The 26803-nt window shown below is 70.8% G+C and carries 26 protein-coding genes; 18 read left to right on the top strand and 8 right to left on the bottom strand.

Annotated elements, in window-relative coordinates:
• Positions 1–15 precede the first annotated feature (15 nt).
• The 6 genes from QSK35_RS00600 to hypE are packed head-to-tail and all read left to right on the top strand — an operon-like array spanning position 16 to position 7795.
• Entirely contained in the window at positions 16–1008 is a 993-nt protein-coding gene (locus QSK35_RS00600) for an Acg family FMN-binding oxidoreductase (protein ID WP_285741185.1), read from the top strand.
• Positions 1005–3254, top strand: a complete 2250-nt coding sequence (gene ppsA, locus QSK35_RS00595; protein ID WP_285741184.1) for a phosphoenolpyruvate synthase — start codon at positions 1005–1007, stop codon at positions 3252–3254. Before QSK35_RS00600 ends, ppsA begins: the two co-directional genes overlap by 4 nt.
• Positions 3251–5434 (top strand): carbamoyltransferase HypF, encoded by a 2184-nt coding sequence (hypF, locus tag QSK35_RS00590; protein WP_285741183.1) that lies wholly within the window; start codon positions 3251–3253, stop codon positions 5432–5434. Before ppsA ends, hypF begins: the two co-directional genes overlap by 4 nt.
• Entirely contained in the window at positions 5434–5679 is a 246-nt protein-coding gene (locus tag QSK35_RS00585; protein WP_285741182.1) for a HypC/HybG/HupF family hydrogenase formation chaperone, read from the top strand. Before hypF ends, QSK35_RS00585 begins: the two co-directional genes overlap by 1 nt.
• Entirely contained in the window at positions 5676–6770 is a 1095-nt protein-coding gene (gene hypD / locus QSK35_RS00580) for a hydrogenase formation protein HypD (protein WP_285741181.1), read from the top strand. Before QSK35_RS00585 ends, hypD begins: the two co-directional genes overlap by 4 nt.
• Positions 6770–7795: a hydrogenase expression/formation protein HypE gene (hypE, locus tag QSK35_RS00575; protein ID WP_285741180.1), complete on the top strand. Its 1026-nt coding sequence runs from the start codon at positions 6770–6772 to the stop codon at positions 7793–7795. Before hypD ends, hypE begins: the two co-directional genes overlap by 1 nt.
• Here the strand turns inward: hypE and QSK35_RS00570 are convergent.
• Together QSK35_RS00570 and QSK35_RS00565 are read right to left on the bottom strand one after the other, a co-directional pair.
• On the bottom strand, positions 7792–8766 hold the full coding sequence (locus QSK35_RS00570; protein ID WP_285741179.1) for a magnesium transporter: 975 nt from the start codon (positions 8764–8766) through the stop codon (positions 7792–7794). The genes hypE and QSK35_RS00570 overlap by 4 nt on opposite strands.
• Positions 8750–9160 (bottom strand): Hsp20/alpha crystallin family protein, encoded by a 411-nt coding sequence (locus QSK35_RS00565; RefSeq protein ID WP_285741178.1) that lies wholly within the window; start codon positions 9158–9160, stop codon positions 8750–8752. The genes QSK35_RS00570 and QSK35_RS00565 overlap by 17 nt, the downstream gene beginning before the upstream one ends.
• Positions 9161–9310: 150 nt before the next feature.
• Between QSK35_RS00565 and QSK35_RS00560 the strand changes: the two genes are divergently transcribed.
• The 7 genes from QSK35_RS00560 to QSK35_RS00530 all read left to right on the top strand — a co-directional run bounded on the left by QSK35_RS00560 (position 9311) and on the right by QSK35_RS00530 (position 16289).
• Entirely contained in the window at positions 9311–10378 is a 1068-nt protein-coding gene (locus tag QSK35_RS00560) for a 4Fe-4S dicluster domain-containing protein (protein WP_285741177.1), read from the top strand.
• A gap of 2 nt (positions 10379–10380) precedes the next feature.
• Positions 10381–10842 carry a Crp/Fnr family transcriptional regulator gene (locus QSK35_RS00555; RefSeq protein ID WP_285741176.1) on the top strand — a complete coding sequence of 154 codons (462 nt, stop codon included), beginning with the start codon at positions 10381–10383 and terminating at the stop codon, positions 10840–10842.
• Positions 10839–11621 (top strand): FAD/NAD(P)-binding protein, encoded by a 783-nt coding sequence (locus QSK35_RS00550; RefSeq protein ID WP_285741175.1) that lies wholly within the window; start codon positions 10839–10841, stop codon positions 11619–11621. The genes QSK35_RS00555 and QSK35_RS00550 overlap by 4 nt, the downstream gene beginning before the upstream one ends.
• The gene (locus tag QSK35_RS00545; protein WP_285741174.1) at positions 11621–12373 is read left to right on the top strand and encodes an NADH-quinone oxidoreductase subunit B family protein; all 753 of its coding nucleotides are present in this window, start codon (positions 11621–11623) and stop codon (positions 12371–12373) included. Before QSK35_RS00550 ends, QSK35_RS00545 begins: the two co-directional genes overlap by 1 nt.
• A complete protein-coding gene (locus QSK35_RS00540; RefSeq protein ID WP_285741173.1) occupies positions 12370–13665 on the top strand; it encodes a Ni/Fe hydrogenase subunit alpha in 1296 nt (431 codons plus the stop codon). Before QSK35_RS00545 ends, QSK35_RS00540 begins: the two co-directional genes overlap by 4 nt.
• Positions 13662–14090 (top strand): hydrogenase maturation protease, encoded by a 429-nt coding sequence (locus QSK35_RS00535; RefSeq protein WP_285741172.1) that lies wholly within the window; start codon positions 13662–13664, stop codon positions 14088–14090. Before QSK35_RS00540 ends, QSK35_RS00535 begins: the two co-directional genes overlap by 4 nt.
• A 528-nt stretch (positions 14091–14618) precedes the next feature.
• Positions 14619–16289: an aminotransferase class V-fold PLP-dependent enzyme gene (locus QSK35_RS00530; protein WP_285741171.1), complete on the top strand. Its 1671-nt coding sequence runs from the start codon at positions 14619–14621 to the stop codon at positions 16287–16289.
• Here QSK35_RS00530 and QSK35_RS00525 read toward each other — a convergent pair.
• The 4 genes from QSK35_RS00525 to QSK35_RS00510 form a co-directional block, all read right to left on the bottom strand.
• The gene (locus tag QSK35_RS00525; RefSeq protein WP_285741170.1) at positions 16277–18787 is read right to left on the bottom strand and encodes a cation-translocating P-type ATPase; all 2511 of its coding nucleotides are present in this window, start codon (positions 18785–18787) and stop codon (positions 16277–16279) included. The two genes, QSK35_RS00530 and QSK35_RS00525, sit on opposite strands and share 13 nt — an antisense overlap.
• Positions 18768–19391: a CBS domain-containing protein gene (locus QSK35_RS00520; RefSeq protein ID WP_285741169.1), complete on the bottom strand. Its 624-nt coding sequence runs from the start codon at positions 19389–19391 to the stop codon at positions 18768–18770. The genes QSK35_RS00525 and QSK35_RS00520 overlap by 20 nt, the downstream gene beginning before the upstream one ends.
• The gene (locus QSK35_RS00515; RefSeq protein WP_285741168.1) at positions 19388–19843 is read right to left on the bottom strand and encodes a universal stress protein; all 456 of its coding nucleotides are present in this window, start codon (positions 19841–19843) and stop codon (positions 19388–19390) included. The genes QSK35_RS00520 and QSK35_RS00515 overlap by 4 nt, the downstream gene beginning before the upstream one ends.
• A 238-nt stretch (positions 19844–20081) precedes the next feature.
• Positions 20082–20642 carry a CBS domain-containing protein gene (locus QSK35_RS00510; protein WP_285741167.1) on the bottom strand — a complete coding sequence of 187 codons (561 nt, stop codon included), beginning with the start codon at positions 20640–20642 and terminating at the stop codon, positions 20082–20084.
• A 127-nt stretch (positions 20643–20769) separates the two neighbouring features.
• Here QSK35_RS00510 and QSK35_RS00505 point away from each other — a divergent pair, with 127 nt between their 5' ends.
• Positions 20770–21225 carry a universal stress protein gene (locus QSK35_RS00505; protein ID WP_285741166.1) on the top strand — a complete coding sequence of 152 codons (456 nt, stop codon included), beginning with the start codon at positions 20770–20772 and terminating at the stop codon, positions 21223–21225.
• 14 nt (positions 21226–21239) lie between these two features.
• Here QSK35_RS00505 and QSK35_RS00500 read toward each other — a convergent pair whose 3' ends face one another.
• On the bottom strand, positions 21240–22613 hold the full coding sequence (locus QSK35_RS00500) for an MBL fold metallo-hydrolase RNA specificity domain-containing protein (protein WP_285741165.1): 1374 nt from the start codon (positions 22611–22613) through the stop codon (positions 21240–21242).
• Positions 22614–22781: 168 nt separating this feature from the next.
• On the opposite strand from QSK35_RS00500, the gene QSK35_RS00495 reads away from it, so the two are divergent.
• From QSK35_RS00495 to QSK35_RS00480, 4 genes are read left to right on the top strand one after another with little or no spacing between them, the layout of a single operon-like run.
• Positions 22782–23471: a universal stress protein gene (locus QSK35_RS00495; RefSeq protein WP_285741164.1), complete on the top strand. Its 690-nt coding sequence runs from the start codon at positions 22782–22784 to the stop codon at positions 23469–23471.
• Complete coding sequence (locus tag QSK35_RS00490; RefSeq protein WP_285741163.1) at positions 23419–24018, top strand: hypothetical protein; 600 nt, start codon at positions 23419–23421, stop codon at positions 24016–24018. The genes QSK35_RS00495 and QSK35_RS00490 overlap by 53 nt, the downstream gene beginning before the upstream one ends.
• Positions 24015–24902: an ABC transporter ATP-binding protein gene (locus QSK35_RS00485; protein WP_285741162.1), complete on the top strand. Its 888-nt coding sequence runs from the start codon at positions 24015–24017 to the stop codon at positions 24900–24902. The genes QSK35_RS00490 and QSK35_RS00485 overlap by 4 nt, the downstream gene beginning before the upstream one ends.
• The gene (locus tag QSK35_RS00480) at positions 24892–25692 is read left to right on the top strand and encodes an ABC transporter permease subunit (protein WP_285741161.1); all 801 of its coding nucleotides are present in this window, start codon (positions 24892–24894) and stop codon (positions 25690–25692) included. The genes QSK35_RS00485 and QSK35_RS00480 overlap by 11 nt, the downstream gene beginning before the upstream one ends.
• Here the strand turns inward: QSK35_RS00480 and QSK35_RS00475 are convergent.
• On the bottom strand, positions 25682–26800 hold the full coding sequence (locus tag QSK35_RS00475) for a lycopene cyclase family protein (protein ID WP_285741160.1): 1119 nt from the start codon (positions 26798–26800) through the stop codon (positions 25682–25684). The two genes, QSK35_RS00480 and QSK35_RS00475, sit on opposite strands and share 11 nt — an antisense overlap.
• Positions 26801–26803: the final 3 nt, after the last annotated feature.

Here is a 26803-nt window from a genome sequence, read left to right as displayed (position 1 = left end):
AACCATTACCTGGAGGTGAGCAGGATGCAGCCGGACGAGAAGACCCTGCGGGCCGCCCTGTCGCTGGCCTGCCGCGCACCCTCGGTGCACAACTCCCAGCCGTGGCGCTGGAAGCTCGGTGAACGGAGCGTGCACCTGTACGCCGACCAGACCCGGAGCATGCTCGCGACGGACCCGTATGGCGCGGATCTGATCATCAGCTGCGGCGCCGCGCTGCACCACCTGCGGGTCGGCCTGGCCGCGCTGGGCTGGCGCGCGATCGTGCACCGGCTGCCCAACCCCGCCGACCCGGACCACCTCGCCGCGGTCGAGTTCACGCGGCACGAACCCACGCAGGCGGACATCGCCCTCGCCGCCGCCATCCCCCGGCGCCGCACCGACCGGCGTGCCTACTCGTCGTGGGCCGTGCCCGGCGAGCTGATCAAGCAGCTCGTCACACGGGCGGAGGACGAGGGCGTGCTCGCCCGCGAGGTTGGAACGGCCGAGGCGCGCTACCACCTGGTGGCCGCGATCGCCCAAGCCGCCGCGGCGCAGGAGAGCGACCCCGAATACCGATCGGAGATCCGGGCGTGGAGCGGCATGCACACCGGCTCCGTCGCCGGGGTCCCGGCCGCCAACATCCCGTCCGGCGAACGGACCTACGGCGACGTCCAGGTCCGCGAGTTCTCCGCAGGCGAGCTGCTGCAGACCGACCGCAGGCAACTCTCCGAGGACGCCGGATCGCTGTTCGTGCTCAGCACCTCCTCCGACGACACGCTCTCACGGCTACGAGCGGGTGAGGCGACCAGCGCGGTCCTGCTCGAGGCCACGAGCGCCGGGCTCGCCACGTGTCCGCTGAGCCAGCCCCTGGAAGTGCTCAGCACCAAGGACCTCGTGCGCGACCACGTGCTCGGCGGTACCAGCTGCCCGCAGATGGTGCTGCGCATCGGCTGGGCCGGGTTCAACGCCGACCCCCTGCCCCCGACACCGCGCCGACCCCTGATCGACGTCCTCGAGGAGCTGCGATGAGCCAGTACGTCCGGACCTTCACCGACCTCGGCAAGAACGACACCGACGTCGCGGGCGGCAAGGGCGCGAACCTCGGTGAGCTGACGCGCGCCGGCCTGCCCGTCCCACCCGGCTACGTCGTGACCGCCGACGCCTACCGCGCGTCGATGACCCAGGTCCGCGAAGAGCTCGCCGAGCTGCTGACCATCGCGCTCGACCGCTCCACGACCACGGACGCGCTCGCCGAGTGCGCCGAACGCATGCAGGCGCTGGTGCGCAAGGCAGGCGTCGCCGAACAGGTGCGGACGGCGGTACTCGACGCCTATCACGGACTGGGAAACGCCGTGTCCGTCGCGGTCCGCTCGTCCGCCACCTCCGAGGACACCGCGGGCGCGTCGTTCGCGGGCATGAACAGCACCTTCACCAACACCTGCGGCGACGACCAGCTGATCGACCGGCTGATCGACTGCTGGGCCTCGCTGTTCGGCGCCCGATCACTCGCCTACCGCGCCGAACAGGGCATCACAGAGGAACCCGCCATCGCCGTCGTCGTGCAACAGATGGTGAACTCCGAACGCTCCGGCGTCATGTTCACCGCCGACCCCGCCACCGGCGACCGGAACCGCATCGTCATCGAGGCCTCGTTCGGCCTCGGCGAGGTCGTCGTCAGCGGCGCGGTCGAACCGGACACCTATGTGCTGCACCGCGACGGCGAGATCGTGTCCCTAGTGGACACTCGCGTCGGCCGCAAGTCACACAAGATCGTACGCGGCGCGGACGGAGCCGACCAGCACGTCGCGTTGACCCCGAAGGAATCGCACACGCAGGTCTTGACGAAGGACGAGGCCGTCGCGATCGGCAGGCTCGGTGTGCGCGTGCAACGCCACTACGGCGCCCCGCAGGACACCGAGTGGGCCATCGCGGACGGCAAGACCTGGCTCGTCCAGTCCCGGCCCATCACCACGCTACCGGACGAGGAACCCGAGCCCGCGGACGGTCCACTCGTCGCGGGCCTGGGCGCCTCACCCGGCATCGCGTCCGGCCGGGTGCGCGTGCTGCGCTCACCGGACGAGGGCGCACGGCTGCGCGACGGCGAAGTGCTCGTCGCCGAGATGACCAACCCCGACTGGGTGCCCACCATGCGCCGCGCCTCCGCCGTGGTGACCGATGGCGGCGGGATCACCTGCCACGCCGCCATCGTGGCCCGCGAACTGCGTGTCCCCTGCGTCGTCGGCACCGGCCTCGCCACCACGGTGCTACGCGACGGTCAACAGGTGACCGTGGACGGCGCGGCGGGCGAGGTACGCGCGGGCACAGCCGCGATCACCACGGCACCCCGCATCGTCCCCCCGGCCGTCCTCGCAACCGAGGCGCTGGGCACCCGCGTGTACGTCAACCTCGCGCTGCCCGAACACGCCGCCGAAGTCGCCGCCATGCCCGTCGACGGCGTCGGTCTGCTACGCGCCGAGTTCATGCTCACCGAGGCGCTCGACGCCGAACACCCGCGCCGGTTCCTCGCCCAGCACGGCGCCGACCGGTTCCTCGACGCGATGACCGGGTCGCTGCTGCAGATCACGCACGCCTTTGCGCCGCGTCCGGTCGTCTACCGGACGATGGACTTCCGCACCAACGAGTTCCGTGAGCTCAAGGGCGGCGACGAGTTCGAGGCGCACGAACACAACCCCATGATCGGCTACCGCGGCTGCTACCGCTACGTCCGCGACCCCATGCTCTTCGGCCTCGAACTCCAAGCCCTTGCACGGGTTCGCGAACAGACACCCAACCTGCACATGATGATCCCGTTCGTGCGGACCAAGTGGGAGCTGGAAGCCTGTCTGGAACAGATCGACCGCAGCCCGCTCGGCCGCCAACGCGGCCTGCACCGCTGGGTTATGGCCGAGGTTCCGTCCGTGGCGTACTGGATCCCCGAATACGCCAAGTCCGGCATCGACGGCATCTCCATCGGCAGCAACGACCTCACCCAGCTCATGCTCGGCGTCGACCGCGACTCCGAACTATGCGCCGAACTGTTCAACGAATCCGACCCCGCCGTCCTCGACATGATCGGCCGCATCGTCACCGCCGCACGCGACGCCGGCATCACCTCATCGCTCTGCGGCCAGGCACCGTCCAACCACCCCGAGTTCGCCGAGAAACTCGTCGAACTGGGCATCACCTCCGTCTCCGTCAACCCCGACGCCGTCCCGGCCACCCGCGCCGCGATCGGTTCGGCGGAACGGCGGCTGCTGCTGGAGCGCGCCCGGTGAACAGCGAGCGCATCGAGGTGCACGGGACCGTGCAGGGTGTCGGCTTCCGGCCGCACGTCTACCGGGTCGCGAGCGCACTGGGCATACGCGGCGACGTCCGCAACGTGGGTGGTCACGTCGTGATCACCGCGTCCGGGCACCCGGAGACGCTGGCGGCCTTCCGCCGGGACCTGCGCGACCGTGCACCCGCGCACGCCCGCATCGACGACATCACGGTGACCCCGGCGGAGGACTTCGGACTCACGGATTTCTTCGTGCGGGACAGCGGTTTCGGCGTCGGTCCCCGCACGGTGGTGCCCGATCTCGCGACGTGCGAGGCGTGTCTCGGGGAGCTGTTCGATCCGGACGACCGGCGTTACCGCTACCCGTTCATCAACTGCACCGACTGCGGTCCCAGGGCGACCATCGTCGAGTCGTTGCCGTACGACCGGTCGCGCACGGCGATGCGCGGCTTCCCGTTGTGCGATCTGTGTTCGGCCGAGTACCACGATCCCGCGGACCGCCGGTTCCACGCGGAGCCCGTGGCGTGCCCGGACTGCGGTCCCCGGCTGCGCTGGGACGCCGTGACGGGTGGCGAGGCACTGCACCTCGCGACGTCCATGATCGCGCGAGGTGGGATCGTCGCGATCAAGGGCATCGGTGGCTACCAGCTCGTCTGCGACGCCCGGAACGACGAGGCGATCGCCCGGCTGCGGATCGTGAAACACCGGCCGCGCAAGCCGCTGGCCGTGATGGTGCGCGATGTGTCCGAGGCACGCGGGATGGCTGTGGTGGACGCCGCCGCGGCGCGGCAGCTGGAGTCGCCCGCGGCTCCGATCGTGGTGCTGCCGGCGCGGGACGGGGCCCTGGACGTCGGACTGTTCCTGCCGTACAGCCCGCTGCATCACCTGCTGCTGCACGACCTCGCCCGGCCACTCGTGGTCACCAGCGGGAACCGATCCGGCGAACCCATCGCGATCACCGATGAACGGGCGGAGGCAACGCTCGGGCCGCTGGTCGACGGCATCCTCGCACACGATCGGCCGATCGTCGCCCGCTACGACGACTCCGTCGTGCGAGCGGGACGCATGGTGCGCAGGGCCAGGGGTTTCGCCCCTGATTCCTTGCCGCTGCCCGTGCCGTCGCCCGCGCCGGTGCTGGCGCTCGGGGCGCAGCTCAAGCACACGACAACGCTCGCGGTGGGCGACCGCGCGGTGATCGGTCCGCACACCGGTGACCTGGAGAACGTCGAGACGTTCACGGCGTTCGAACGCACCGCCGAGGCGCTCTGCCGGTGGCAGGACGTGACACCCGACTACTGCGCCCACGACCTGCACCCGCGTTACCTGTCCACCAGGCACGCCCGGCGGTGGCCGCGGGAACGCCGCATCCCCGTGCAGCACCACCACGCCCACGTCGCCGCGACAGCCGCCGAACACGGGGTTCGCGGCCCGTTCATCGGCGTCGCCTACGACGGGCTGGGGCTCGGCGGCGACGGCACGCTGTGGGGCGGCGAGATCCTCCTGGCGACCTACCGCGACTACCGGCGGGTCGGCCGGTTCGGCCGCGCGCCACTGCCCGGCGGTGAGGTCGCGGTCCGCCGCCCCGGTCGCATGGCGCTGGGATACCTGTACGGCGCCGAGGACTTCGGTGAACCGTCCATTCCGGACTGTTTCGACGTCGACGACCAAGAGCTCATCCGGCGCATGATCGAACGGCGGGTCAACTGCCCGATCGCCTCCAGCGCGGGCAGGCTGTTCGACGCCGCCGCCGCGCTGCTGGGGTTGTGCGACGAGAACTCCTATGAGGGCGAGGCCGCCGTGCTCCTGGAGGCCGCGGCACACGGCCACAGCGGCCCGGCACTGGACTGGAAGCTGCACCGGCGGGACGGGATGTGGGTGTACGACCCGATTCCGACGCTGCGCGACCTGCTCGGCGAACCCGCGGGCGTCGCCGCCGCCCGGTTCCACACCACCATCGCCGAGGTCACCGTGGCACTGGTGAACGAGGTGGCGGGCACCGTCCGCACGGTGTGCCTCGGCGGCGGGGTGTTCCAGAACCGCGGGCTCGTCGACGAGGTGACCCGTGGGCTCGACGGATTCCAGGTTCTGGTGGGCGAACGCGTGCCGGTGAACGACGGAGGAATCAGCTACGGACAGGCCGCCATCGCCGCGGCACTGCTCGCAGGGGGTGAGCACTGATGTGTCTCGGGATCCCCGGCCGCATCGTCGGCCTGCAGGACACCGAACCGCGTACGGGCACCGTCGACTTCGACGGCCTGCGGCGGCCGGTGTGCCTCGCCTACACGCCCGAGGCGGGCGTCGGCGACTACGTGATCGTGCACGTCGGGTTCGCGATCAGCCTGGTGGACGAGGAAGAGGCGGCGAAGACCCTGGCGGTGCTGCGGGCCATGCCGGACGCGATCGAGACGGAGCTCGGATCGTGAAGTACCTCGACGAGTACCGCGATCCCGTACTGGCCCGGCGGCTGCTCGCCGAGCTGCACGCCACCGCGACGCGGCCGTGGACGATCATGGAGGTGTGCGGCGGCCAGACGCACACGATCGTGCGCCAGGGCATCGACGAACTGCTGCCCGCCGGAATCCGGATGATCCACGGCCCCGGCTGCCCGGTGTGCGTGACACCGTTGGAGATCATCGACAAGGCACTCGCCATCGCCGCCCGCCCGGACGTGATCTTCACCAGCTACGGCGACATGCTCCGCGTGCCGGGCACCTCCGGTGACCTGCTGGGCCTCAAGGCGCGCGGCGCGGACGTGCGGGTGGTGTACACACCGCTCGACGCCGTCCGCATCGCGCACGAGAACCCCGGCCGGTCCGTGGTCTTCCTGGCGGTCGGCTTCGAGACCACAGCTCCCGCCAACGCGATGGCCGTGCTGCACGCCGCGGCGTCCGGGGTGGACAACTTCAGCGTGCTGGTGAGCCACGTGCTCGTGCCACCGGCGATCACCGCGCTGATGGACGAGCCGGACACGCAGGTGCAGGCGTTCCTCGCCGCCGGGCACGTCTGCGCGGTGATGGGCTGGACCGAGTACGAACCGATCGCGCTGAAGTACCAGGTGCCCATCGTGGTCACCGGATTCGAGCCGCTGGATCTGCTGGAGGGCATCCTCATGGCCGTGCGGCAGCTCGAGGACGGCCGTGCCGAGGTGGAGAACCAGTACGTCCGGGCGGTGCGCCGCTCCGGAAACGCCGCGGCACAGGACGCGGTGCGGACGGTGTTCCAGGTGACCGACCGGACGTGGCGCGGCATCGGCCCGATCCCGGCGAGCGGCCTCGCCCTCAGCGCGGAGTTCGCCGGTTTCGATGCGGAGCAACGGTTCTCCGTCGGTGATGTCGTGACGGTCGAGTCGCCACTGTGCATCGCGGGCGACATCCTGCGCGGCACCCGCGTGCCGACCGACTGCGCCGCCTACGGGCGCGCCTGCACCCCGCGAACTCCGCTCGGCGCACCGATGGTGTCCAGCGAGGGAACCTGCGCGGCGTTCCACAACGCCGGCCGAGGACTGGAGATGTGATGGATCTTGTCTGCCCGGTGCCCCGCGTGGAGACCGAACGCGTACTGCTCGGCCACGGCTCGGGCGGACAGCTCATGACCGAGCTGCTCACCGACGTGATCACCCCGGAGCTGAGCGCCACCGGTCCGCTCGAGGACGCCGCCCTCATCGGCCTCGACCAGGTGTTCAGCACCGACAGCTACGTCGTGACACCCCGGTTCTTCCCCGGCGGCGACATCGGCTCGCTGGCCGTGCACGGCACCATCAACGACCTCGCCATGCGCGGCGCCCGTCCGATCGCGCTGAGCCTCGCCTACATCATCGAGGAAGGCCTGCCGATCTCCGAACTGCGGGAGATCACCCGCTCCGCGGCGGCCGCGGCCCGTGCCGCCGGCGTACCGATCGTCACCGGTGACACCAAGGTCGTGGGACGCGGCGCCGCCGACGGGCTTTATGTCACCACCACGGGTGTGGGCGTGCGCCGGCGCGACGCGTGGCCCTCCGCGGCCGCCGCCGTGCCGGGCGACATCGTCCTGGTGTCCGGGCCGATCGGCCTGCACGGCACCGCGATCCTCAGCGCCCGCGAAGGACTCGGGTTCTCCGCGGAGATCTCCTCGGACAGCCGGCCGTTGCACGAGCTGGTGGCCGCGATGATCGAGGCGGGCGGCGCGGACGTGCACGCGCTGCGCGACCCCACCCGCGGTGGCCTCGCCAGCTCGCTGAACGAGATCGCCGAGGCGTCCGGCGTGTGCGTCGAGATCGTCGACACCTCCGTGCCGGTGCCACGGCAGGTTGCCGCCGCATGCGAACTGCTCGGCCTCGACCCGATGCACGTCGCCAACGAGGGCTGCCTCGTCGCCTTCGTGGCACCGAACTCCGTCGACGCCGTCCTGGAAGCGATGCGCGCCCTGCCCGAAGGGGAGAGCGCGACAGTCATCGGCGAGGTCACCCACGGCGTCGCGGGCCGCGTCATCGCGCACACAATGGTGGGGGCGTCGCGCATCGTGGACGTCCTGGTGGGCGAGCAGCTCCCCCGCATCTGCTAGACGATCGCGGTCGCGATGACGAAGTAGATCAGCACCGACAACAGGTCCTGCACCACAGTCGCGAGTGGACCCGAGCCGAACGCCGGGTCGCGGCCGAGCCGGTGGAACAGCCACGGCAGGGCCATGGCGACCGCGGTGGCGATGGAGGACGCCGCGAGCAGGGCGATCGCGACCGCCCATGCCACCAGGACATCGCCCCACACCAGCACGATCACCGGGAACGCGAGCGCGGCCAGCACCGCCCCCAGCAGGACACCGGTCAGCACCTCGCGCACCGCGACGCGCGCGATGCCGACGCCGACGGACAGCCCGCGGATCACGAGCGCCTCGGTCTGGGTGCCGATCGCGTCGGCGATGTAGACCACGCCGGGCACGAAGAACGCCACCAGCACCTGGCGCGCCAGCAGTTCCTCGTATCCGCCCACCACGACCGCGGACAGGAGGGCACCCACCAGCCCGACGAGCAACCAGGGCAGCCGGTGCCACAGCCGCCGGCCGACCGGCTCGGTGGACGCGAGTCTCGCCGAGGCCGACGACGACAGGAAACCACCCAGCCGGGCCAGGTCCTCGTCGTGTTCCTCGAGCAGCACGGCGAGCAGGCGTTGCGGTGGGATCAGGCCGCGGAACCGGCCGGTGCCGTCCACGACGGCGAGACCCGGTTCGGCGTGCTGGACAGCCTGCCAGGCCACGTGTTCCTGGTCCGCTCCGGGATGCACGGTCGGTGGCGCCGGATCCATGAGGTCGCCGATGACGGCCTCGCCGGGAGCGGCGAGGAGTCGTTCGATGGTGAGCAGGCCGACGAGCGCGTCGTCCCGGCACACGGCCAGGACCGACGCGCTGTCGAACCGCTTGCCGAGCACGGCCTCGAGCGCCTCGTTCGCGGTGTTCTCCGCCGAGACGACGGGCACGTTCGCGGACGCGTGCGCGGCCGCGGTGTCCAGCCGGTGGTTGAGCTCATTCGGGCTGGACATCGATCTGGATCTTGCGTTCCTCGGGCGGCGCGGCCAGCGGGACGCGCACTTCGAGAATTCCCTTCTCGTACTTCGCCGAGATCTTCTCCGTGTCCGCCCCCACCGGCAGCGAGACCGTGCGGCTGAACGAGCCGTAGCGGAACTCCGACCGCTGCTGCTCCTGCTTGGTCTCCTCGCGCTGGGCGGTGATGGTGAGCGTGCCGTCCGTCGCGCTCACGCTGATGTCCTTGGCCGGGTCCAGGCCGGGCAGCTCGGCACGGACGACGTACGCGTTCTTCTCCACGTAGTCCTCGATGTGCATCGGGTGCCGGGTGCCGAACGGCCAGGAGGCGTCGAATATCTCCCAGATGTCGGGGATGAGCGAGCTCACCGGACGGCGAGCCGGTGACGTCATGGGCATCTCCTCTCGTTGCACCACGTCAAGCCCACCACCGGCCGGATCGCGCGGACAGGGACCGAAGCGCCGGGCGCCGAGGGCCTTTCGTCCCTGGGGGCCTCCACGCCCGCTCGCGACGATGGAGGAACCAGTCAGGAGGACGCTGCCATGAACCTGGTCCTGGACCTCGACGGGCTCGACGCGCTGATCCGCGTGCTGCGGGACGACGGCCGTGTGGTCGTCGGCCCGGTGCTGCGCGACAACGCGATCACGTTGGCGGAACTGGACTCCGCGGCTGATCTGCCCGGCGGGTGGGGTGTCGAGATCGGTGCGGGCCACTACCGGGTGCGGAAGCGGGACGACGCGGCGGTGTTCGGCCACTCGGCCGGGCCACAGTCCTGGAAGCGGTTCCTGCACCCGCCACGCCGCGTGCTGATGTCCAGTGACGGCAACGAATTCCGCACCGCGCAGGACACTGCTCCGGACTACGCGTTCCTCGGCGTTCGAGCTTGTGATCTCGCCGCGATCGCGAAGCTGCGGCAGGTGGTCGGCGGGCCGGCGCCGTTCGTGATCGCCGCCCAGTGCACCGAACCGGGCGAGCTCTGCTTCTGCGCCTCGATGGGGTGCGGTCCCGCGGCCGGTCCCGGCTACGACGTCGCGCTCACCGAGCGGATCGACTCCGGCGGGCACCGGTTCCTCGCCGCGGCGGGCACCGTGGAAGGCACCCGCCTGCTCGACCGGCTGCCCGGCCGTGCCGCCACGCAGGAGGACATCACCCTGGCGGCGCAGGACGTGGACGCCGCGGCACAGCGCATGGGACGCGCGATGCCCGAGGTGGACCTGCGGGACCTGCTGGCCGCCAACCGGGACTCGGCACACTGGGAAGCCGTGGCCGAGCGCTGCCTCACCTGCGGTAACTGCACGATGGTGTGCCCCACCTGCTTCTGCGTTTCCGTCGAGGACACCACCGACCTCGACGGGAACGCGGAACGCTCGCAGCGCTGGGCGTCCTGCTTCGAGATCGACTTCTCGTACCTGCACGGCGGCGCGGTGCGCACCTCGGGCGCCGCGCGGTACCGCCAGTGGATGACCCACAAGCTGGGCACGTGGCGCGACCAGTTCGGCACGTCCGGGTGTGTCGGTTGTGGACGGTGCATCGCGTGGTGCCCGGCCGGCATCGACATCACCGAGGAAGCCGCGGCATTGGCCGAAACGACTCAACTCGGCGGTGAGTGACCATGACCACGCCCATGACCAAACTCGACGTGCTGCCGTTGCTGGCGCGCCTCACGCACAGCCAGCGAGCGGCCGTCGCCGGGGTCAGCCGGATCGAGACCTACGAGGCGGGCACCCGGTTGTTCGAGGAAGGCGGTCTCGCCGACCAGTGCTGGGTGATCCTCGCGGGCTGCGTCATGGTCGACACGCAGGTGCCGGGCCGGGGACGCGTGGTGCTGCAGAGCATCGGGCCCGGCGAGCTGCTCGGGTGGTCGTGGCTCCTGCCGCCCTACCAGTGGCACTTCGGCGCCACGGTCGTCTCGCCCACCCGTGCTGTCGTCGTGGACACCCAGGCGCTGCGGATGCTCGCGGACGAGGACCCCGCGCTGGGCTACCAGCTGTCGCAGATCCTGCTCGAGGCACTGCTGAACCGGTTGCAGGCCACCAGGATCCGGCTGCTCGACCTGTATCGGAACCCCGCATGACGTGGCTGCCCACGCCCTACCGGGTGGTGACGCGCACCGTCGAGACCCACGACTCGGCGACCCTGGTGCTGCGGCCGGTCGCCGAGTCGTTGCCCACCTTCCGGCCCGGTCAGTTCGCCATGCTCTACGCGCACGGCGTCGGCGAGGTGCCCATCTCGGTCAGCGGCATCCCCGGTGACGGCACGCTCGTGCACACGATCCGCGCGGTCGGCGCGGTCAGCCGCGCGCTGCACGACGCCGCGCAGGGCACGGTACTCGGCGCCCGCGGTCCGTTCGGCACAGCGTGGCGGCTCGACGACGTCGAAGACCTGCTCGTGGTCGCGGGCGGCATCGGCCTGGCGCCCCTGCGGCCGGTACTCACGCATCCGGCCCGTCGCACCGTGCTCGTCGCCGGCGCCCGGACACCACAGGACCTGTTGTACGAGAAGGAGATCGTGAGTCTGTCCGATGTCGAGGCCGTGCTGACCGTCGACCGCGGCGACCACGACTGGCACGGCCGGATCGGGTTCGTCACCGAACCGCTCGCGTCGGTCCCGCTCGACCCGGCGTGCACGACCGCGCTGCTGTGCGGACCCGAACCGATGATGCGGTTCTGCGCCAGGACACTGCTCGGCCGCGGCGTGCCCGCCGGCCGCATCCAGGTGTCGCTGGAACGCAACATGCAGTGCGGCGTCGGCCTCTGCGGGCACTGCCAGCTCGGCCCGATGCTGTTGTGCCGGGAAGGCCCGGTCGTCCCCTACCCGGTCGCCGAACCACTCCTGCTGGCGAAGGAGCTGTGATGCCCTCCCCGAAAACGACCACGGCAGCGGTGTGGAAGTTCACCTCGTGCGACGGCTGCCAGCTGACGTTGCTGGACTGCGAGGACGAGCTGCTGCCGTTGACCGAGCACATCCGGTTCGCCCACTTCCTGGAGGTCACGAGCGTCAGCGAGCCCGGCCCGTACGACATCTCGATCGTCGAGGGATCCGTGACGACACCGGAGGAGGCCGAGCGGATCCGGTGGATCCGCGAGCAGTCCGGCGTGCTCGTGGTGGTCGGCGCGTGCGCGACCTCGGGCGGCATCCAGGCGTTGCGCAACTTCGCCGACGTCGAGGAGTTCCGCTCGATCGTCTATGCCCGCCCGGACCACATCGCGACGCTCGCCACCTCCACCCCGATCTCCGCGCACGTGACCGTCGACTACGAGCTGCGCGGCTGCCCGATCTCCAAGACCCAGCTGCTGGAGCTGCTCACCGCGTTGCTCGCCGGACGGGAGCCCGACCTCCCGGACACCAGCGTGTGCACCGAATGCAAACGCCGCGGCCTCACCTGCGTCCTGGTGGCGGACGGCACGCCCTGCCTCGGCCCCGTCACACACGCCGGCTGCGGCGCGCTCTGCCCTGCGGTGAACCGAGGCTGCTACGGCTGCTTCGGCCCGATGAACCGGCCGAACGTGCCCGCGTTGGTCCCGTTGCTGCGCCGCGGCGGCATGGGCGACGACCAGCTGCACCTCGTGTTCCGGACCTTCAACGCCGCCGCGGAGTGGTCATGACGCATCGGCCGAACCGCACGCTCCAGGTCGCCGGCCTCGCCCGCGTCGAGGGCGAAGGCGCGCTACACGTACGCACCGTCGACGGCGAGGTCGACCGGGTCGAGCTGAACATCTACGAACCGCCGCGGTTCTTCGAGGCCTTCCTGCGCGGCCGCGACTTCCGCGAGCCACCGGACATCACCGCCCGCATCTGCGGCATCTGCCCGGTCGCCTACCAGATGAGCGCCTGCCTCGCGCTCGAGGACGCGTGCGGGGTCGAGGTCGGCGGTCAGCTGCGGGCACTGCGGCAGTTGTTGTACTGCGGGGAATGGATCTCCAGCCACGCGCTGCACATCTACCTGCTGCACGCGCCCGACTTCCTCGGTTTTTCCGACGGCATAGCCATGGCCACCGAGCACCGCGCGCTGGTCGAGCGCGGGCTGGCGCTGAAGAAGGCGGGAAACAGCATCATGGACCTCATCGGTGGCCGCGCGATCCACCCGGTGAACGTCCGCGTCGGCGGCTTCTACCGCGTGCCGACCGCCGAGGAGCTCCGCCCGCTGGCCGAAACGTTGCGGCATGCCCTCGACAACGCGTTGGAGACCGTCCGGTGGGTGGCCGGGTTCGACTTCCCCGACATCAATGCGCCGCACGACCTGATGGCGTTGCGCGACACCGAGGGCTACCCCCTCGACCGCGGCAGACCGCACGTCAGCACCGGACTCTCCTTCCCCGCCAACGAGTTCGGCGTGCACGTGGTCGAACATCAGGTGGCACACTCCACGGCGTTGCACGCCCGCCTCGACGACCGGCTGTTCCTCGTCGGCCCGCTCGCCCGGTACAGCCTCAACTCCGGCCGCCTCTCCCCCGTCGCCGCGCAAGCCGCCGCCGACGCGGGCCTGCATTCCGTGTGCCGCAACCCGTTCCGCAGCATCGTCGTGCGCGCGGTCGAGGTCGTGTACGCGGTGGACGAGGCGTTGCGGATCATCGCGGAATACGAGCGTCCCGCCGAGCCATGCGTCGAGGTGACACCACGCGCCGCGGTCGGGCACGGCATCACCGAAGCACCACGGGGCCTGCTGTACCACCGCTACGAACTCGCCGCGGACGGGAAGATCCTCAGCGCGGACATCGTTCCGCCCACCTCGCAGAACCAGTCCGCCATCGAGGACGACGTGACCCATGTCGTGCGGTCCTACCAGCACCTGGACGACCACGCGCTGCAGTCGTTGTGCGAGCAGACGATCCGCAACTACGACCCGTGCGTCTCCTGCTCCGCGCACTTCCTCGACTTCACCAGGGAACGGGCATGAGCAGCATCGTCATCGGCGTCGGCAACGAGTTCCGCCGCGACGACGGAGTCGGGCCGGCGGTGGCGCGGGAGCTCACGCGGCTCGGGGCACCGGCGGCGGTCAGCGACGGCGATCCGGTGCGGCTGATGGAGACCTGGGACGGCGCCAACCTGGTGATCATAGTGGACGCCGTGCGATGCGCGCCCTCGACACCGGGCCGCTGGCACCGGACGTCGCTGCCGCACAGCATCCCCGCCGCGAGCTCGCACGGCTTCGGGGTACCGGAGGCCGTCGAGCTCGCGGAAGCGCTGGACCGCAAGCCCGAACGGCTGATCGTGTTCGCCGTCGAAGTCGCCGACACGGGTTTCGGGACCGAGCTCAGCCCGGCCGTGGCCGCGGCGGTACCCGCGCTCACCGCGACCGTCCTGTCCGAACTCGGACGGTGACCGTCCACACCCGACCTCGGGGTCCGAAGTCCCGGTGACCAGGACCGATCGGCCGCCTCGCGGAAGCGCTGGACCGCAAGCCCGAACGGCTGATCGTGTTCGCCGTCGAAGTCGCCGACACGGGATTCGGGACCGAGCTCAGCCCGGCCGTGGCCGCGGCAGTACCCGCGCTCACCTCGACCGTCCTGTCCGAACTCAGACTGTGACCGTCCACCCCGGACCCCGGGGTCCGAAGTCCCGGTGACCAGGACCGATCGGCCGCATCGCGGAAGCGCTGGACCGCAAGCCCGAACGGCTGATCGTGTTCGCCGTCGAAGTCGCCGACACGGGATTCGGGACCGAGCTCAGCCCGACCGTGGCCGCGACGGTACCCGCGCTCACCGCGACCGTCCTGTCCGAACTCGGACGGTGACCGTCCACCCCGGACCTCGGGGTCCGAAGTCCCGGTGACCAGGGCCGATCGGCCGCATCGCGGACGCGCGCGAATGTCCATGCTGGACGCGCGCGGTCGCGGAAGGAGGCGGGCCGATGAGTGCGCTGATGGACGGGAACGACGCGTCGGCCGCCGCCCTGCTGGACCGCATCCGGCGGAACATCATCGGCGAAGGCGAGATTCTCGACGGCCCCTACGGTCCTCGCCGGATCATCTACGCCGACTACACCGCGTCCGGGCGGGCGCTGGGCTTCGTCGAGGACTTCATCCGGCGGATGGTCCTGCCCCGCTACGCCAACACGCACACCGAGAGCTCCGGCACGGGCCTGTACACCACGAGGCTGCGCGAACAGGCGCGCCACCTGATCCGCGATTCGGTCGGCGGAACCGACGACCACCTGGTGATCTTCTGCGGCTCGGGATCCACGACCGCGGTGAACAAGATGGTCGGCATCCTCGAGCTGCGCCGGGGTGCACCCGTGCGGCCACGCCCCGTGGTGTTCGTCGGCCCGTACGAGCACCATTCCAACGAGCTGCCCTGGCGCGAGTCCATCGCGGACGTCGTGGTCATCGACGAGGACGCCGACGGGCACATCGACCTCGCCCAGCTGCGCGACCAGCTGCGGCGCCACGCCGACCGGCCACTGAGGATCGGCAGTTTCTCCGCCGCCTCCAACGTGACCGGCGTGCTGACCGACACCGACCGCATCGCCGCGTTGCTGCACGAACACGGCGCGTTGTCCTTCTGGGACTACGCGGCGGCGGCACCGTACGTGCCGATCCGGGTGCGGGAGAGCGCGCCGGGCCGCGGCGACCACAAGGACGCGATCTTCCTGTCACCGCACAAGTTCGTCGGCGGTCCCCAGACGCCCGGCGTGCTGGTCGTCCGGCGTGAACTCGTCAGGAACAAGGTCCCCACCGTCCCCGGTGGCGGCACGGTGGCGTTCGTCCACCCGTCCGGTCACCGCTACCTCACCGATCCCGTCGCCCGCGAGGAGGGCGGCACGCCGGGGATCGTCGAGTCGATCCGCGCCGGTCTGGTGTTCGCCATCAAGGACGCCGTCGGCACCGGCCTGATCCAGGCGCGCGAGGAACAACTGTGGCAGCACGCGCTGGCCAGCTGGTCGGCCGACCCGGCCGTCGAGATCCTGGGCAACCACCACTCGGCCCGCCTGTCCATCGTGTCGTTCCGCGTCCGCACCGGTGACCGGTACCTGCACCACAACTTCGTCGTCGCCGTGCTCAACGACCTGTTCGGCATCCAGGCCCGCGGCGGCTGCTCGTGCGCGGGCCCGTACGGGCACCGGCTGCTCGCCATCGACGCCGCGCACTCGCACGCCTACGACCATGAGGTCGAACTCGGCTGCGACGGCATCAAACCCGGCTGGGTGCGCGTGAACTTCAACTACTTCGTCTCCGACGCCGTGCGCGACTATCTGGTCGAGGCGGTGCACCTGATCGCCCGGTACGGCCACCGGCTGCTGCCGGACTACACCTTCGACCCGCACAGCGGCCTCTGGCGCCACCGCACCGCCACCCCGGTTCCGCTCCCGGACCTGCGGTCGATCACGTCGGGCGTGGCCGGCTTCCGCCGCGCACCGCGAACCGACGACAGCGTGCTCGCCGAGCAACTCCAGGCGGCCCAGCGGCTGCTCGTCCAGCGCGCGGACACGATCGACGACGGGCCGACCGGCCTGCCGGCGGCCTTCGAGACGCTGCGCTGGTTCGCGCTCCCGCCGGCCTGCCTGCGCGATCAGCGGCGCTGAACCCGCTGCCGCCACTTGTCCAGCTCCACCAACACATACGTGACCGCGCTCAGCACGACGACCGGCCACCACGTGTGCCACGGCATCGGCGCCGTGTGGAACAAGGTGTTCATGAACGGCGTGTAGGTCAGCAGCAGCTGCAGCCCGGCGGTCAGCGCAACACCCACGACCAGCCACCGGTTCGGCCCGTTGCGCGGCCACACCCGCTCCAGCGACCGGCAGTTCATCAGATACGCGATCTGCGCACCGACGAACACGTTGACCGCGACCGTCCGCGCGACCTCCAGCGACGCCCCCGCCGACAGCTGCCAGCGGAACGCCCCGAACGAGCACGCGAGCAGGATCGCCGACACGAACCCGATGCGCCCCACCAGGCTCCGGGTCAGCAGCGGCAACGACGGCGGCAGCGGTGGCCGGCGCATCACGTCCGGCTCACGCGGCTCGAACGCCAGCGTCAGGCCGAGTGCGACCGCGGTGGTCATGTTGATCCACAGGATCTGTACCGGCAGGATCGGCAGCGCCGCGCCGAGCACGATCGCGGCGAGGATCACCAAGCCCTCCGCCATGTTCGTCGGCAACGTCCAGATGATGAACTTGCGCAGGTTGTCGAACACCGCGCGGCCTTCCTCGACCGCCGCGCGGATCGACGCGAAGTTGTCGTCGGTCAGCACCATGTCGGCGGCCTGCTTCGCCACCTCGGTGCCGCCGCGCCCCATCGCCACCCCGATGTCCGCACGGCGCAACGCCGGCGCGTCGTTCACGCCGTCACCGGTCATCGCGACGACCTCACCGCGCGCCTGGATCTCCTGTACCAGCCGCAACTTCTCCTCCGGTGACACCCGTGCGTGCACGTCCGAGATGTCGAACTCCGACGCGATCGACCCCGCGGTGGCCGGGTGGTCACCGGTGATCATCTTCACCTCGATACCCGCGTCCTGGCACGCGCGCACGGCCTCGATCGCCTCCGGCCGCGACGGATCCCGCATCGCCACCAGCCCGAGCAGCTCGACGTGTCCGCGCAGCCCTTCCTCGGACAGCTCCACACCGCGAGCCCGGCCGATCGCCAGCACCCGCAAACCTTCCCGGCCCAGCGACTCCGCTTCCGCACTGTGCGGGAGCCCGGCGAAACCCAGGACCCGTTCGACCGCGCCCTTCACGTACACCGAGCCGTCGGCGTGCTTGGTGGCCATGAACCGGCGTTCCGAGCTGAACGGCAGCACGTCCACCCGCTGTGGCACATCGCCCTGGTCGAGCCCGGCCTTGCGCGCGGCGACCACCACCGCCGCTTCGGTCGGGTCACCGACGGGCAACCACCGGCCGTCGTCCTCGAGGATCCGGGCGTCACTGCACGCCAGTCCGGCGAGCAGGCACTCGCGCGCCGCGGCGTCCACGTGACCGTCCGGCGAATAGCCGATACCCGTGACGTCGAACCGCTGTCCACCGACGACCACGGCCCGGACGGTCATCGCGTTGGCGGTCAGGGTTCCGGTCTTGTCGGTGCAGATGACGGTCGTGCTGCCCAGCGTCTCGACGGCGGGCAGCCGGCGGATGATCGCGTTGCGGCGCGCCATCCGGGCCACGCCGATCGCGAGCGTCACGGTGACCGCCGCGGGCAGGCCTTCCGGGATCGCGCCGACCGCCAGCGCGACCGCCGCGGTCACCATCTCCGCCAGCGGTTCCCCGCGCAGCAGCCCCACGACGACGCTGAACACCGCGAGCCCGAGGATCACGACCGTCAGCACCTTGCTGAAGTGCGCGAGCTTGCGGGTCAACGGGGTCTCGACGGACTTGGTCGCGCCGACGAGCCGGTGCACGCGGCCGATCTCGGTGTCCGCACCCGTGGCGACGACCACGCCCCGGCCCCCGCCCGCGGTGACCAGCGTGCCCGAGTACGCCATGTTCACGCGATCGGCGAGAGCCGTGTCCGACGGCAGCACCAGGGAGTCCTTCACCACCGGCACGGACTCACCCGTCAGCGCGGACTCGTCGATCCGCAGATCCCGCGTGCTCACGAGCCGCACGTCGGCGCCGACCTGATCACCCGCGTCCAGCACCACGACGTCGCCCGGCACGAGGTCGGATGAGCTCACTCGTACGGCCGCCCCGTCGCGCACCACTGTCACCTCTGTGCGCACCATGGCGACGAGCGCGTCGAGGGCGCTTTCGGCGCGGACCTCCTGCAGGAACCCGATGATCGCGTTGACCACGACGACACCGAACACCACGGAGGCGTCGACCACCTCGCCGAGCGCGGCGGTGACGGTGGCGGCGGCCAGCAGCACGTAGATCAGCGGGTGGTGCAACTGGCCCAGTAACCGAACCACCCAGTTCGGCCCCCGGCGCGGTGGTAGCTCGTTCGGTCCGAGGCCGGCCAGCCGCTGTTTCCACACCGCGGTGGACAGCCCGGTGTCCGCATCGGTCTCCGCCAGCAGCACCACCTCGTGCACCGGCAGCCCGTGATGGGCGACCGCCTCGCGGTCAGCCGTGGTCAGCGGCACGGGAGGCCTCCGGGAACCGCACCTCGACGACCCCCGCCACGGCCCGCGCGAGCACCTCCGCGATGTGCCGGTCTGCCGGGTCGTCCATCTCGTCCACAATGGACACCGATCCGTTCGCGACCGACACGGTCCATCGGCTCGCCCTGGCGAAGACACCCAGCCGGTGCCGGATCTCGGCCTCAATGGTCGCGTCGTCGCGGCTGATCGCCCGCAGCATGTCGCGGCGGGTGATGATGCCGGCGAGCCGTGCCTCGTCGACCACTGGCACGCTGCGCACGTCGTGTTCGAGCATCAGGTCGGCGAGCTCGGCGATGTCCATCCCCGGTGTGGCCAGCACGACCGGCTTCGCCATCACCTCGCCCACCGTCGGCGCCGGCACGGGCCTGGGATGCTCCGGCACACCGTGCACCAGCGACCGCGGATCGACCGGCAGGCGGTCACGCAGCAGCTCGGCCTCGCCCACCACCCCGACGAACATGCCCAGCTCGTCGACGACCGGCAGCGTGGTGAATCCGTGCTCGGCCAGCAGCGCCGCCGCGTCCCGTGCGGCGGTCTGCGGCCACACGACCACGACCTGCTTCGTCATCACGTCCCGCGTCCTCATCGTGCGGCCTCCGCGTGCGCCCGGTCGTTCACCGGGATGACCACGACGGGAGCCGACGCGTGCCGCACGCAGTGCGTGCTCGTCGATCCCAGCACGATCTTGCGCAGCCGATGCCCGGTATGCGAGGCGACGACCAGCATGGCCGCGTCCTGTGACACCTTCTCCAGCACCTCCGCCGCCGGGCCGCGGATGCTGCGGCGGACGATCTCCGGGAACTCCAGGCGCCCGACGGCCGCCGCGCGCAGCGCCTCCTCCATGAGCGCCTCCGACTTGCGCCGCGCCTCCTGTTCGTCCATTTCGGACCATTCGGTGAGCGGCTCATGGGCCCACGCGTTCACCACGTGCAGCGGGCAGTTCCGCGTGACGGCCTCGTCCAGCGCCCACCGCAACGCCCGTTCCGACGCCGGCGTGCCGTCGATCCCGACCACGATGGGATTTCCGTTGGTGCTCATCGTTCCTCCTCGTTGATGCGGACCTCGTCCAGCTGTCCGGTGGCCGATCCGTCCACACCGACCACGATGGGCCGGGATTCGTTGTCGCTCATGTACTTCAGCCTCACGTGGCGGGTCGCCACCGTTCAGTGGCCGCGGTCCCGCGCGGTGTGGGACCTTCGTCCCGCCCCACCAGGCCAGGTCCACCGGTCAGCCGGCATGCAGTCCTTTGACGACGAGCCAGTCGCCCGGCTCCGCTTTACGGCACCAGCTCCGTCTTCCGCACACCGGGAATGGTGTGCACCAGCGCTTCGACGATGTGACGTTCCGCCTCGTCGGCGAACGGCCCGGTGACGCTCACCGCTCCGTGGTTCACCCGCACCGTCCAGCGCGGCGTACGGCTGTAGGCCCGCAGCGCCTGGTCGACGCGGCCGGCGAGGACGTCGTCCTGCGGCGTGAGAACGCGGAGCAGATCGCTGCGGCTCACCACACCGACCAGTTCCTGTCCCTCGGCGACGATCGGCAGGCACCGCAACCGATTCGCCAGCATCGTGTCGGCCAGCTCGGCCGGCGTCGCGGTGAGCGGCGCACTGATCACCACGGTCCGCATCACCTGCGCGACCGGCGTCTGGTCGTCCTCGGGGCGCACGCTCGCCAGGAGCAGGTCGGCTCCGGAGACGATGCCGACCAGCCGGTGCTCGGAATCGGTGACCGGCAGTGCGGAGAACCCGCGGTCGCCCAGCAACGCACTCGCAGCGCGGACGGTGGTGCTCGGTTCGACCGAGACGACCGGCCGGCTCATCACATCAACGGCCTTCATGCCGTTGAGACTCCGCCGGCACCTCGCTCATCCAGCAGTGCGCATGGGCTCACAAGCGTCGTGACGTTGGTCCCTGACAACCCGATCGCCCGCGTTGGACGCTCGTGGTGAGCGATTGGAGCGAGCGATGAGGCCACCCGTGATCCTGGTAGGTGTAGACGGATCCCCCGCGTCACGCGACGCGCTGCGCTGGGCGCTGAAGGAGGCGGCCCGCAGCGGCGCCGAGGTCGAGGCGATGCTGGCCTGGCAACGCGACGCGGCGTTCGTCCCCTCGACGGCGATGGGCCTGAACCCGTACGGCGAGAAGCCCCAACGGCACCCGGCGCACGAACTGCACAACCTGGTCCGTGACGTCCGTGCCGAGATCCCGGACGCACCCGACGTCACCGAGGTGACCATCGTCGGCGACGCGTCGCACGAGCTGTCCCGCGCCTCCCGGTTCGCCGACATCCTGGTCGTCGGCACGCACGGATACGGGCCCCTCGCCGAGGTGTTCATGGGCGGCGTCGCCGCGGATTGTCTGCGCCACGCCGAGTGCCCGGTCGTAGTGATCCCTCCCAACGCCCGGCGTGGGGACCTGTAAATCGAGCCGGATCCTCAGATCAGCACCCGTTCGTCGTCGCGGGGAATGACAGCGGTCCAGCCGTGTTCGGTCTCCAGCCGCTCGGCCAGCGTCGCCGAACTCTCCGGTTCGCCGTGCACCACGTACGTCGTGGCGGGCATCGGACCATCGGTCGCCCACGCCAGCAGCTCGTCGGCGTCCGCGTGCGCGCTGAACGCGTCCAGCACCTGCACCTCGGCCTTCACCGGCACGTACCGGCCGTGGATCTTGATCTCGCGGGCGCCGCCGACGAGCTGCCGGGCACGGGTCCCGGCCGCGGCGTAGCCGACGACGAGGATCGTGTGCCGGTGGTTGGGCAGCATCGACTTCAGGTGGTGCAGCACCCGCCCGCCGGTGGCCATGCCGGACGCCGAGATGATGATCGACGGCTCGTGCGGGTCGTTGGCGCGCATGGACTGTGTCGCCGTGGACAGCTCGGCGAGCCGGCCGGGATCGAACGCGTCCTCACCGTTCATCAGCTCCGGCCGGATCTCGGGCCAGCTCTTGGCGATCGCCTGCCGGTACACCCGCAGGGACGCGAGTGCCATGGGGCTGTCGACGAGCACCGGCAGGTCCGGGATCTCGCCCGCGCGCACCAGCCGCGCCAGCTCGACCAGGACCACCTCCGTGCGGTCCACCGCGAACGCGGGGATCAGCACGCTGCCCCCGCGAGCCGCGGTCCGCCGGATCGTCGCGGCGAACAACGACGAGGCGGCCGCGTCGTCGTGCGTACGGTCGCCGTAGGTGGACTCGAGCAGCAACGCGTCGCACGCCGGTCGTTGTTGCGGCGGGAGCAGGACGCGGTGGGCGGGGCGGCCGAGGTCGCCGCTCACCACGACACCGCGGGACCCGAACGTCAGGTGCGCCCAGGCGGAACCCAGGATGTGGCCCGCCCGGCCGAACTCCAGGTCGACGCCGTCGGCGACCCGCCGCGACATCGAGAAGTCGATCGGCCGGAACAGCCGGATCGCGCGGTCGGCGTCGTCGGCGTCGTAGAGCGGCAGCGCCGGCTTGTGTTTGGTCCAGCCGCCCTCGTTGGCCTGCCGCGCCTCCTCCATCATCAGGTGGGCACTGTCGGCCAGCACGATCGCGGCCAGATCCGCGGTCCCTTCCGTGGTGAACACCGGGCCACGCCACCCGTGCCGTACCAGCACCGGCAGGTAACCGCAGTGGTCGAGGTGGGCGTGGGTGAGGACCACGGCGTCGAGCCGGTCGAGGTCGAGCGGTGGCTGCTTCCAGTTGCGCCTGCGCAACGGCGCGAGCCCTTGGAACAGCCCGCAATCCACCAGCACCTGTGACTTGCCGGTGTCGAACAGGTATTTGCTGCCGGTGACGGTGCCGGTCGCACCGAGAAAGGTCAGTGACGTCATCCCGTCCACCCCTTCACTGATCGGCTCTCCGGGAGTCGTCTCCAAGGTGCTTTTCAGGGGACTCCGGCAACAGCGGCCGCGAGGCCCGACCGCGTCAGGACTTTGGTCCCGCCCACGACGTTTCCCGCCGCCCTGTCCGGTGCGGCGCCGCGAGAACACCGTGGAGGCATGAGACCCGTTGTGGTGATCCAAGACGGCCCGGTGCCGGACGATGCCGCGCTGCGGTGGGCGTCCAAGCACGCGCGTCTGGTCGGCGCGGACGTCGAGACGCACCGCTCCGGCGAGGCGTTCCGCGCCCAGCTCGTCGTCATCCAGGGCCGGACCGGCTCACCACTGGGGTTGAGCAGGCACGTCGTGCCCCAGGTGTGCGACCCGACGGCCTGCGACACGGTCGTCCTGCGTGGGACACCAGCGGCACTGCGCGGGGAACACGGCCGGATCACCGCTCTCGTCAGCGGCGGCCCCGACGACCTCGCCGTGCTCGACCACGCCGCCGACTTCGCCCGGCGTCGTGGCGCGGCGCTGCGGGTGCTGCACGCCGCACCGCTCCCGATCATCCGCGCCGACCTCGACGAGGACCACAGCCGGGTCCTCGCCCACTCGACCGGGCACCTGGGCGGATTCCCGCACACGGCCGTGCTCATGCGGCTGCACCCGCATGAGGCGATCGCCCGCTGTACCGACACCGACCTGCTCGTCGTCGGCGCCGGCGAGACCCACGACTGCGGCGCCGTGACCAAGGCCGCGCTGCACCACGCCCCCTGCCCCGTCCTCGTCGTGCACCGCCCCGTCCCGGAGGAACGTCATGACCTCGCCGCCATCCCCGCTCCTCGTCGACCGGTTCGGACCACGGTGTGAGTTCGGCCGGACCGACCATCTCGTGGTCGACGCCGATCCCCTCTCCGCCTACAAAGCCGTCCACGACCTCGACCTCACCGAACTGCACGGCATCGCGGCGACCACGGCCCTCCGGCTCCGCGAGCTGCCCGAATGGTGGCGGGCCCGCAAACAGGGCGGCTACCGCCACCGGACCCGCATGACGATCAACGACCTCGCGACCGGATCGGACTGGGTGATCCTGGGCGAACAGCCGGGCCACGAGATCGTGTTCGGCGCGATCGGCAAGTTCTGGAAACCCGTCATCGAATGGGTGCCGGTCGAGGCACGCGACTTCATGGACTTCAGCAAACCCGGCTACGCCAAGGTGGTCTGCTCGATCTCCGCGCTGCCCTACGGACAACGCCGTACCGTGCTCACCGCGGAGATACGCGTGATGTTCACCGATCCCGGCGCCTGGCTGAACCTGCGTCGCCTCTGGCGGATCAGCACCCCGTTCCTCGGCGTCATCGGCCGCGCGATCCTGCGCACCGCCAAGCACTCCGCCGAAACCGGCGGCCTGCGATGAACGTCATCAGCACCAGGCAGCTCACCAAGCGCTACGGGCAGACGTCGGCGTTGCGGGACCTGAACCTCGAGGTCCGGCCCGGTGAGGTCTACGGGCTGCTCGGCCCCAACGGCGCGGGAAAGACCACCACGCTGCGCCTGCTCATCGACGTCATCCGCCCCACCCGCGGCAGCATCACGCTGTTCGGCGAACCCATGTCACCGCGACTGCGCGGCCGGATCGGATACCTGCCAGGCGACCTGGTCCTCTACGACCGCCTCACCGGCGCCGAGTACCTGCGGTTCTGCGCCGCCATGCGCGGCACCCACGACCTCGGCGAGGCGACGCGCCTCGCCAAGCGGCTCGACCTGGACCTCGACCGCCGGGCGGGCGAACTGTCCAAGGGAAACCGGCAGAAGCTCGGCATCGTGCAGGCCTTCCAGCACCAGCCCGGCCTCGCGATCCTCGACGAACCCGCGAGCGGCCTGGACCCGTTGGCCCAGCGCGAGTTCCACTCCTATCTGCGCGAGTACGTCCACGGCGGCGGCACCGTGCTGTTCTCCTCGCACGTGCTGTCCGAAGTGGAGCAGGTCGCCGACCGCGTCGGGATCCTGCTCGCGGGCAGTCTCGTCGTCGAGGACAGCGTCGCCTCGTTGAAGGCCAACGCCTTGCGTGAGCTCACCTTCACCTTCGCCGAACCCGTGGCGGCCGCGACGTTCCAGGGCATCCAGGGCGTCCGCTCGGTCAACGCCGACGGAACCACCGTGCGCTGCCGCGTGACCGGGGCGGTCGGCGAGCTCGTCCGCACCGCCGCGCGATTCCCGCTGCTCAATGTGACCAGCGACGAACCGGACCTCGAGGAGATTTTCCTGCACTACACCGGGGACCGTGGCCATGACGACTGAACTGGTGACGAAATCCTTGCGGGACAACCGGAGCAGCACGATCGGCTGGGGCCTCGCCCTGGTCGCCAGCGTCGCGTTGCAGCTCGCGGTCTACCCGACGGTGCGCGCCGCGGCGGTCGACTTCGAGCAGCTCCTCGCCTCCTACCCCGAGGCGTTCAAGGCCGTGTTCAACGTCCGGCAGTCGCCGGGCAGCGGCGTCGGTTACCTGCAGGGCGAGGTGTTCGGCTTCCTCGCACCGCTCGTCCTGCTCGGCGTGACCATCGGCCACGCGGCCAAGGCCACCGCGGGCGAGGAACACGCCCACACCATGGACCTGTTGCTCGCCAACCCGGTCTCGCGCACCCGGCTGCTGCTCGGCAAGGCCCTCGGCGCGCTGACGGACCTCGCGATCATCACGGTCGTGTTCGGCGCCGTGCTGGTCGTGGGCAGCTCGATCAGCGGCCTGGACGTTCCCGTGTCCGACCTGCTCGGCGCCGTCTTGGCCAGCGCGGTCGTGGTGCTGCCGTTCGGTGCTCTCGCGCTGCTCGTCGGCGCGCTGAGCGGTCGGCCCGGCCTGGCCGTCGCCGTGCCGGTCGGGCTGGCCCTGCTGACGTTCCTGCTCAACGCCCTGACCCCGTTGTCGGAGAGCCTGAAACCCTGGCGGGTGCTGTCACCGTTCCACCACGCCGCGGTGAACGACGCGCTCACCGGCGACCCCAACTGGACCGGCCTGGCCGGGCTTCTGGTGGTGACTGGGCTTCTTGTCGCCGGTGCCGTCGCGGCCTTCGAGCGGCGCGAGGTCAGGAGCTGAGCACGCGGTGCCGCGCGGCGGCCAGGTAGGTGGCCGCGGGCATCCCCGCGAACAGCCGCCACTCCTGCGGCGCCGACGTGGCCTCGTCGAGGAACCGCAGCGCGGGCTCGGCGGTGTGATAGCGGAACAGTGCGCCGAACGCGCGTTCCAGCTGCGCGGGCTCGCGCGTGATCACGTCGAGCAGCACCCCGTCGAACAGCCGGAACCGTGCCGGCGGCTCGGGCAGGCCGAACGGATGGCCGTGATCGTACAGGGAGCGGGCGATCGCCGCGCTGTCGCGCTGGATGCGTTGGTACGCGAAACCGGTCGACGCCTTCAGCAACCCGCCCTCGGCGCCGATCGTGAGCACGTTGCCATGCCGGCGGTCCGCCTGCCGGGAGCGCAACGGCAGCACCGCGTGCTCCTCGCGTTCGATCTCGTGGCCACCTGTACCCGCCACCTCGGTCAGATACCCGGCCAGCGCTTCCCGTTGTGCCGTCACGTCTTCCGGCGCATCCGGGGCCGTGAACGACGTGTGCTCCACCAGCGCGTGATGTTCGTCCTTCGGCAGCACGTACACGAAGCTCGCGCCGTGGACCTGAGGCGTGCGGAAGTCGAACAACGTGGGGATCTCCGCGTCGAACGCCGGCCGCTCGCTGCGCACGTGCCAGCCGCGAAAGACCAGCCGCGCGTCCACCGGCGGCTCCTCGGGCGAGCCGATCACGCTGTCGAACACCCATGTGGCACGCATGTGGCGCCCGTCGACGATCACGCCATCGTCCTCGACCCGGTCGACGTGCCCGTGCTGGAAGGTGAAGTGCCGCAAGGGACCGGTGTACCGGCGCACGACCGCGGCCAGGTCGTCGCCGTTCACCACCCGGTACCGGTAGCCGCCGAGCCGCAACACCTTCGTACGTCCGTTGACGTGTACCCGGATCCGGTCGAACCACCGTGATGCGGCCGCGTCCAGCAGCCCCGGCCGATCGCTCCACGACGCCCAGGTCATGGCCTCGATCGGGCGGCTGCCGTCGTCGACCACCACCACCGGGTGCCGATGATCCGTCGCGGCCAGCTGCGCGGCCAGGCTCAGCCCGCTGAGCCCACCGCCCACGATCACGATGCGTGTCATGCT

This window comes from Lentzea sp. NBRC 105346, from assembly GCF_030269605.1.
Taxonomy (GTDB): domain Bacteria; phylum Actinomycetota; class Actinomycetes; order Mycobacteriales; family Pseudonocardiaceae; genus Lentzea.
The sequence above is the reverse complement of the archived record's forward strand: the minus strand, read 5'-3'. Positions and strand labels throughout refer to the sequence as shown.

What these genes read in the sequence shown, in the direction of transcription:
- ppsA (WP_285741184.1), top strand. Translation starts at nt 1,005, where the DNA reads ATGAGCCAGTACGTCCGGACCTTCACCGACCTCGGCAAGAACGACACC.
- QSK35_RS00585 (WP_285741182.1), top strand. Translation starts at nt 5,434, where the DNA reads ATGTGTCTCGGGATCCCCGGCCGCATCGTCGGCCTGCAGGACACCGAA.
- hypE (WP_285741180.1), top strand. Translation starts at nt 6,770, where the DNA reads ATGGATCTTGTCTGCCCGGTGCCCCGCGTGGAGACCGAACGCGTACTG.
- QSK35_RS00570 (WP_285741179.1), bottom strand. Translation starts at nt 8,766, where the DNA reads ATGTCCAGCCCGAATGAGCTCAACCACCGGCTGGACACCGCGGCCGCG.
- QSK35_RS00565 (WP_285741178.1), bottom strand. Translation starts at nt 9,160, where the DNA reads ATGACGTCACCGGCTCGCCGTCCGGTGAGCTCGCTCATCCCCGACATC.
- QSK35_RS00560 (WP_285741177.1), top strand. Translation starts at nt 9,311, where the DNA reads ATGAACCTGGTCCTGGACCTCGACGGGCTCGACGCGCTGATCCGCGTG.
- QSK35_RS00555 (WP_285741176.1), top strand. Translation starts at nt 10,381, where the DNA reads ATGACCACGCCCATGACCAAACTCGACGTGCTGCCGTTGCTGGCGCGC.
- QSK35_RS00550 (WP_285741175.1), top strand. Translation starts at nt 10,839, where the DNA reads ATGACGTGGCTGCCCACGCCCTACCGGGTGGTGACGCGCACCGTCGAG.
- QSK35_RS00545 (WP_285741174.1), top strand. Translation starts at nt 11,621, where the DNA reads ATGCCCTCCCCGAAAACGACCACGGCAGCGGTGTGGAAGTTCACCTCG.
- QSK35_RS00540 (WP_285741173.1), top strand. Translation starts at nt 12,370, where the DNA reads ATGACGCATCGGCCGAACCGCACGCTCCAGGTCGCCGGCCTCGCCCGC.
- QSK35_RS00535 (WP_285741172.1), top strand. Translation starts at nt 13,662, where the DNA reads ATGAGCAGCATCGTCATCGGCGTCGGCAACGAGTTCCGCCGCGACGAC.
- QSK35_RS00530 (WP_285741171.1), top strand. Translation starts at nt 14,619, where the DNA reads ATGAGTGCGCTGATGGACGGGAACGACGCGTCGGCCGCCGCCCTGCTG.
- QSK35_RS00520 (WP_285741169.1), bottom strand. Translation starts at nt 19,391, where the DNA reads ATGAGGACGCGGGACGTGATGACGAAGCAGGTCGTGGTCGTGTGGCCG.
- QSK35_RS00515 (WP_285741168.1), bottom strand. Translation starts at nt 19,843, where the DNA reads ATGAGCACCAACGGAAATCCCATCGTGGTCGGGATCGACGGCACGCCG.
- QSK35_RS00510 (WP_285741167.1), bottom strand. Translation starts at nt 20,642, where the DNA reads ATGAAGGCCGTTGATGTGATGAGCCGGCCGGTCGTCTCGGTCGAACCG.
- QSK35_RS00505 (WP_285741166.1), top strand. Translation starts at nt 20,770, where the DNA reads ATGAGGCCACCCGTGATCCTGGTAGGTGTAGACGGATCCCCCGCGTCA.
- QSK35_RS00500 (WP_285741165.1), bottom strand. Translation starts at nt 22,613, where the DNA reads ATGACGTCACTGACCTTTCTCGGTGCGACCGGCACCGTCACCGGCAGC.
- QSK35_RS00495 (WP_285741164.1), top strand. Translation starts at nt 22,782, where the DNA reads ATGAGACCCGTTGTGGTGATCCAAGACGGCCCGGTGCCGGACGATGCC.
- QSK35_RS00490 (WP_285741163.1), top strand. Translation starts at nt 23,419, where the DNA reads ATGACCTCGCCGCCATCCCCGCTCCTCGTCGACCGGTTCGGACCACGG.
- QSK35_RS00485 (WP_285741162.1), top strand. Translation starts at nt 24,015, where the DNA reads ATGAACGTCATCAGCACCAGGCAGCTCACCAAGCGCTACGGGCAGACG.
- QSK35_RS00480 (WP_285741161.1), top strand. Translation starts at nt 24,892, where the DNA reads ATGACGACTGAACTGGTGACGAAATCCTTGCGGGACAACCGGAGCAGC.
- QSK35_RS00475 (WP_285741160.1), bottom strand. Translation starts at nt 26,800, where the DNA reads ATGACACGCATCGTGATCGTGGGCGGTGGGCTCAGCGGGCTGAGCCTG.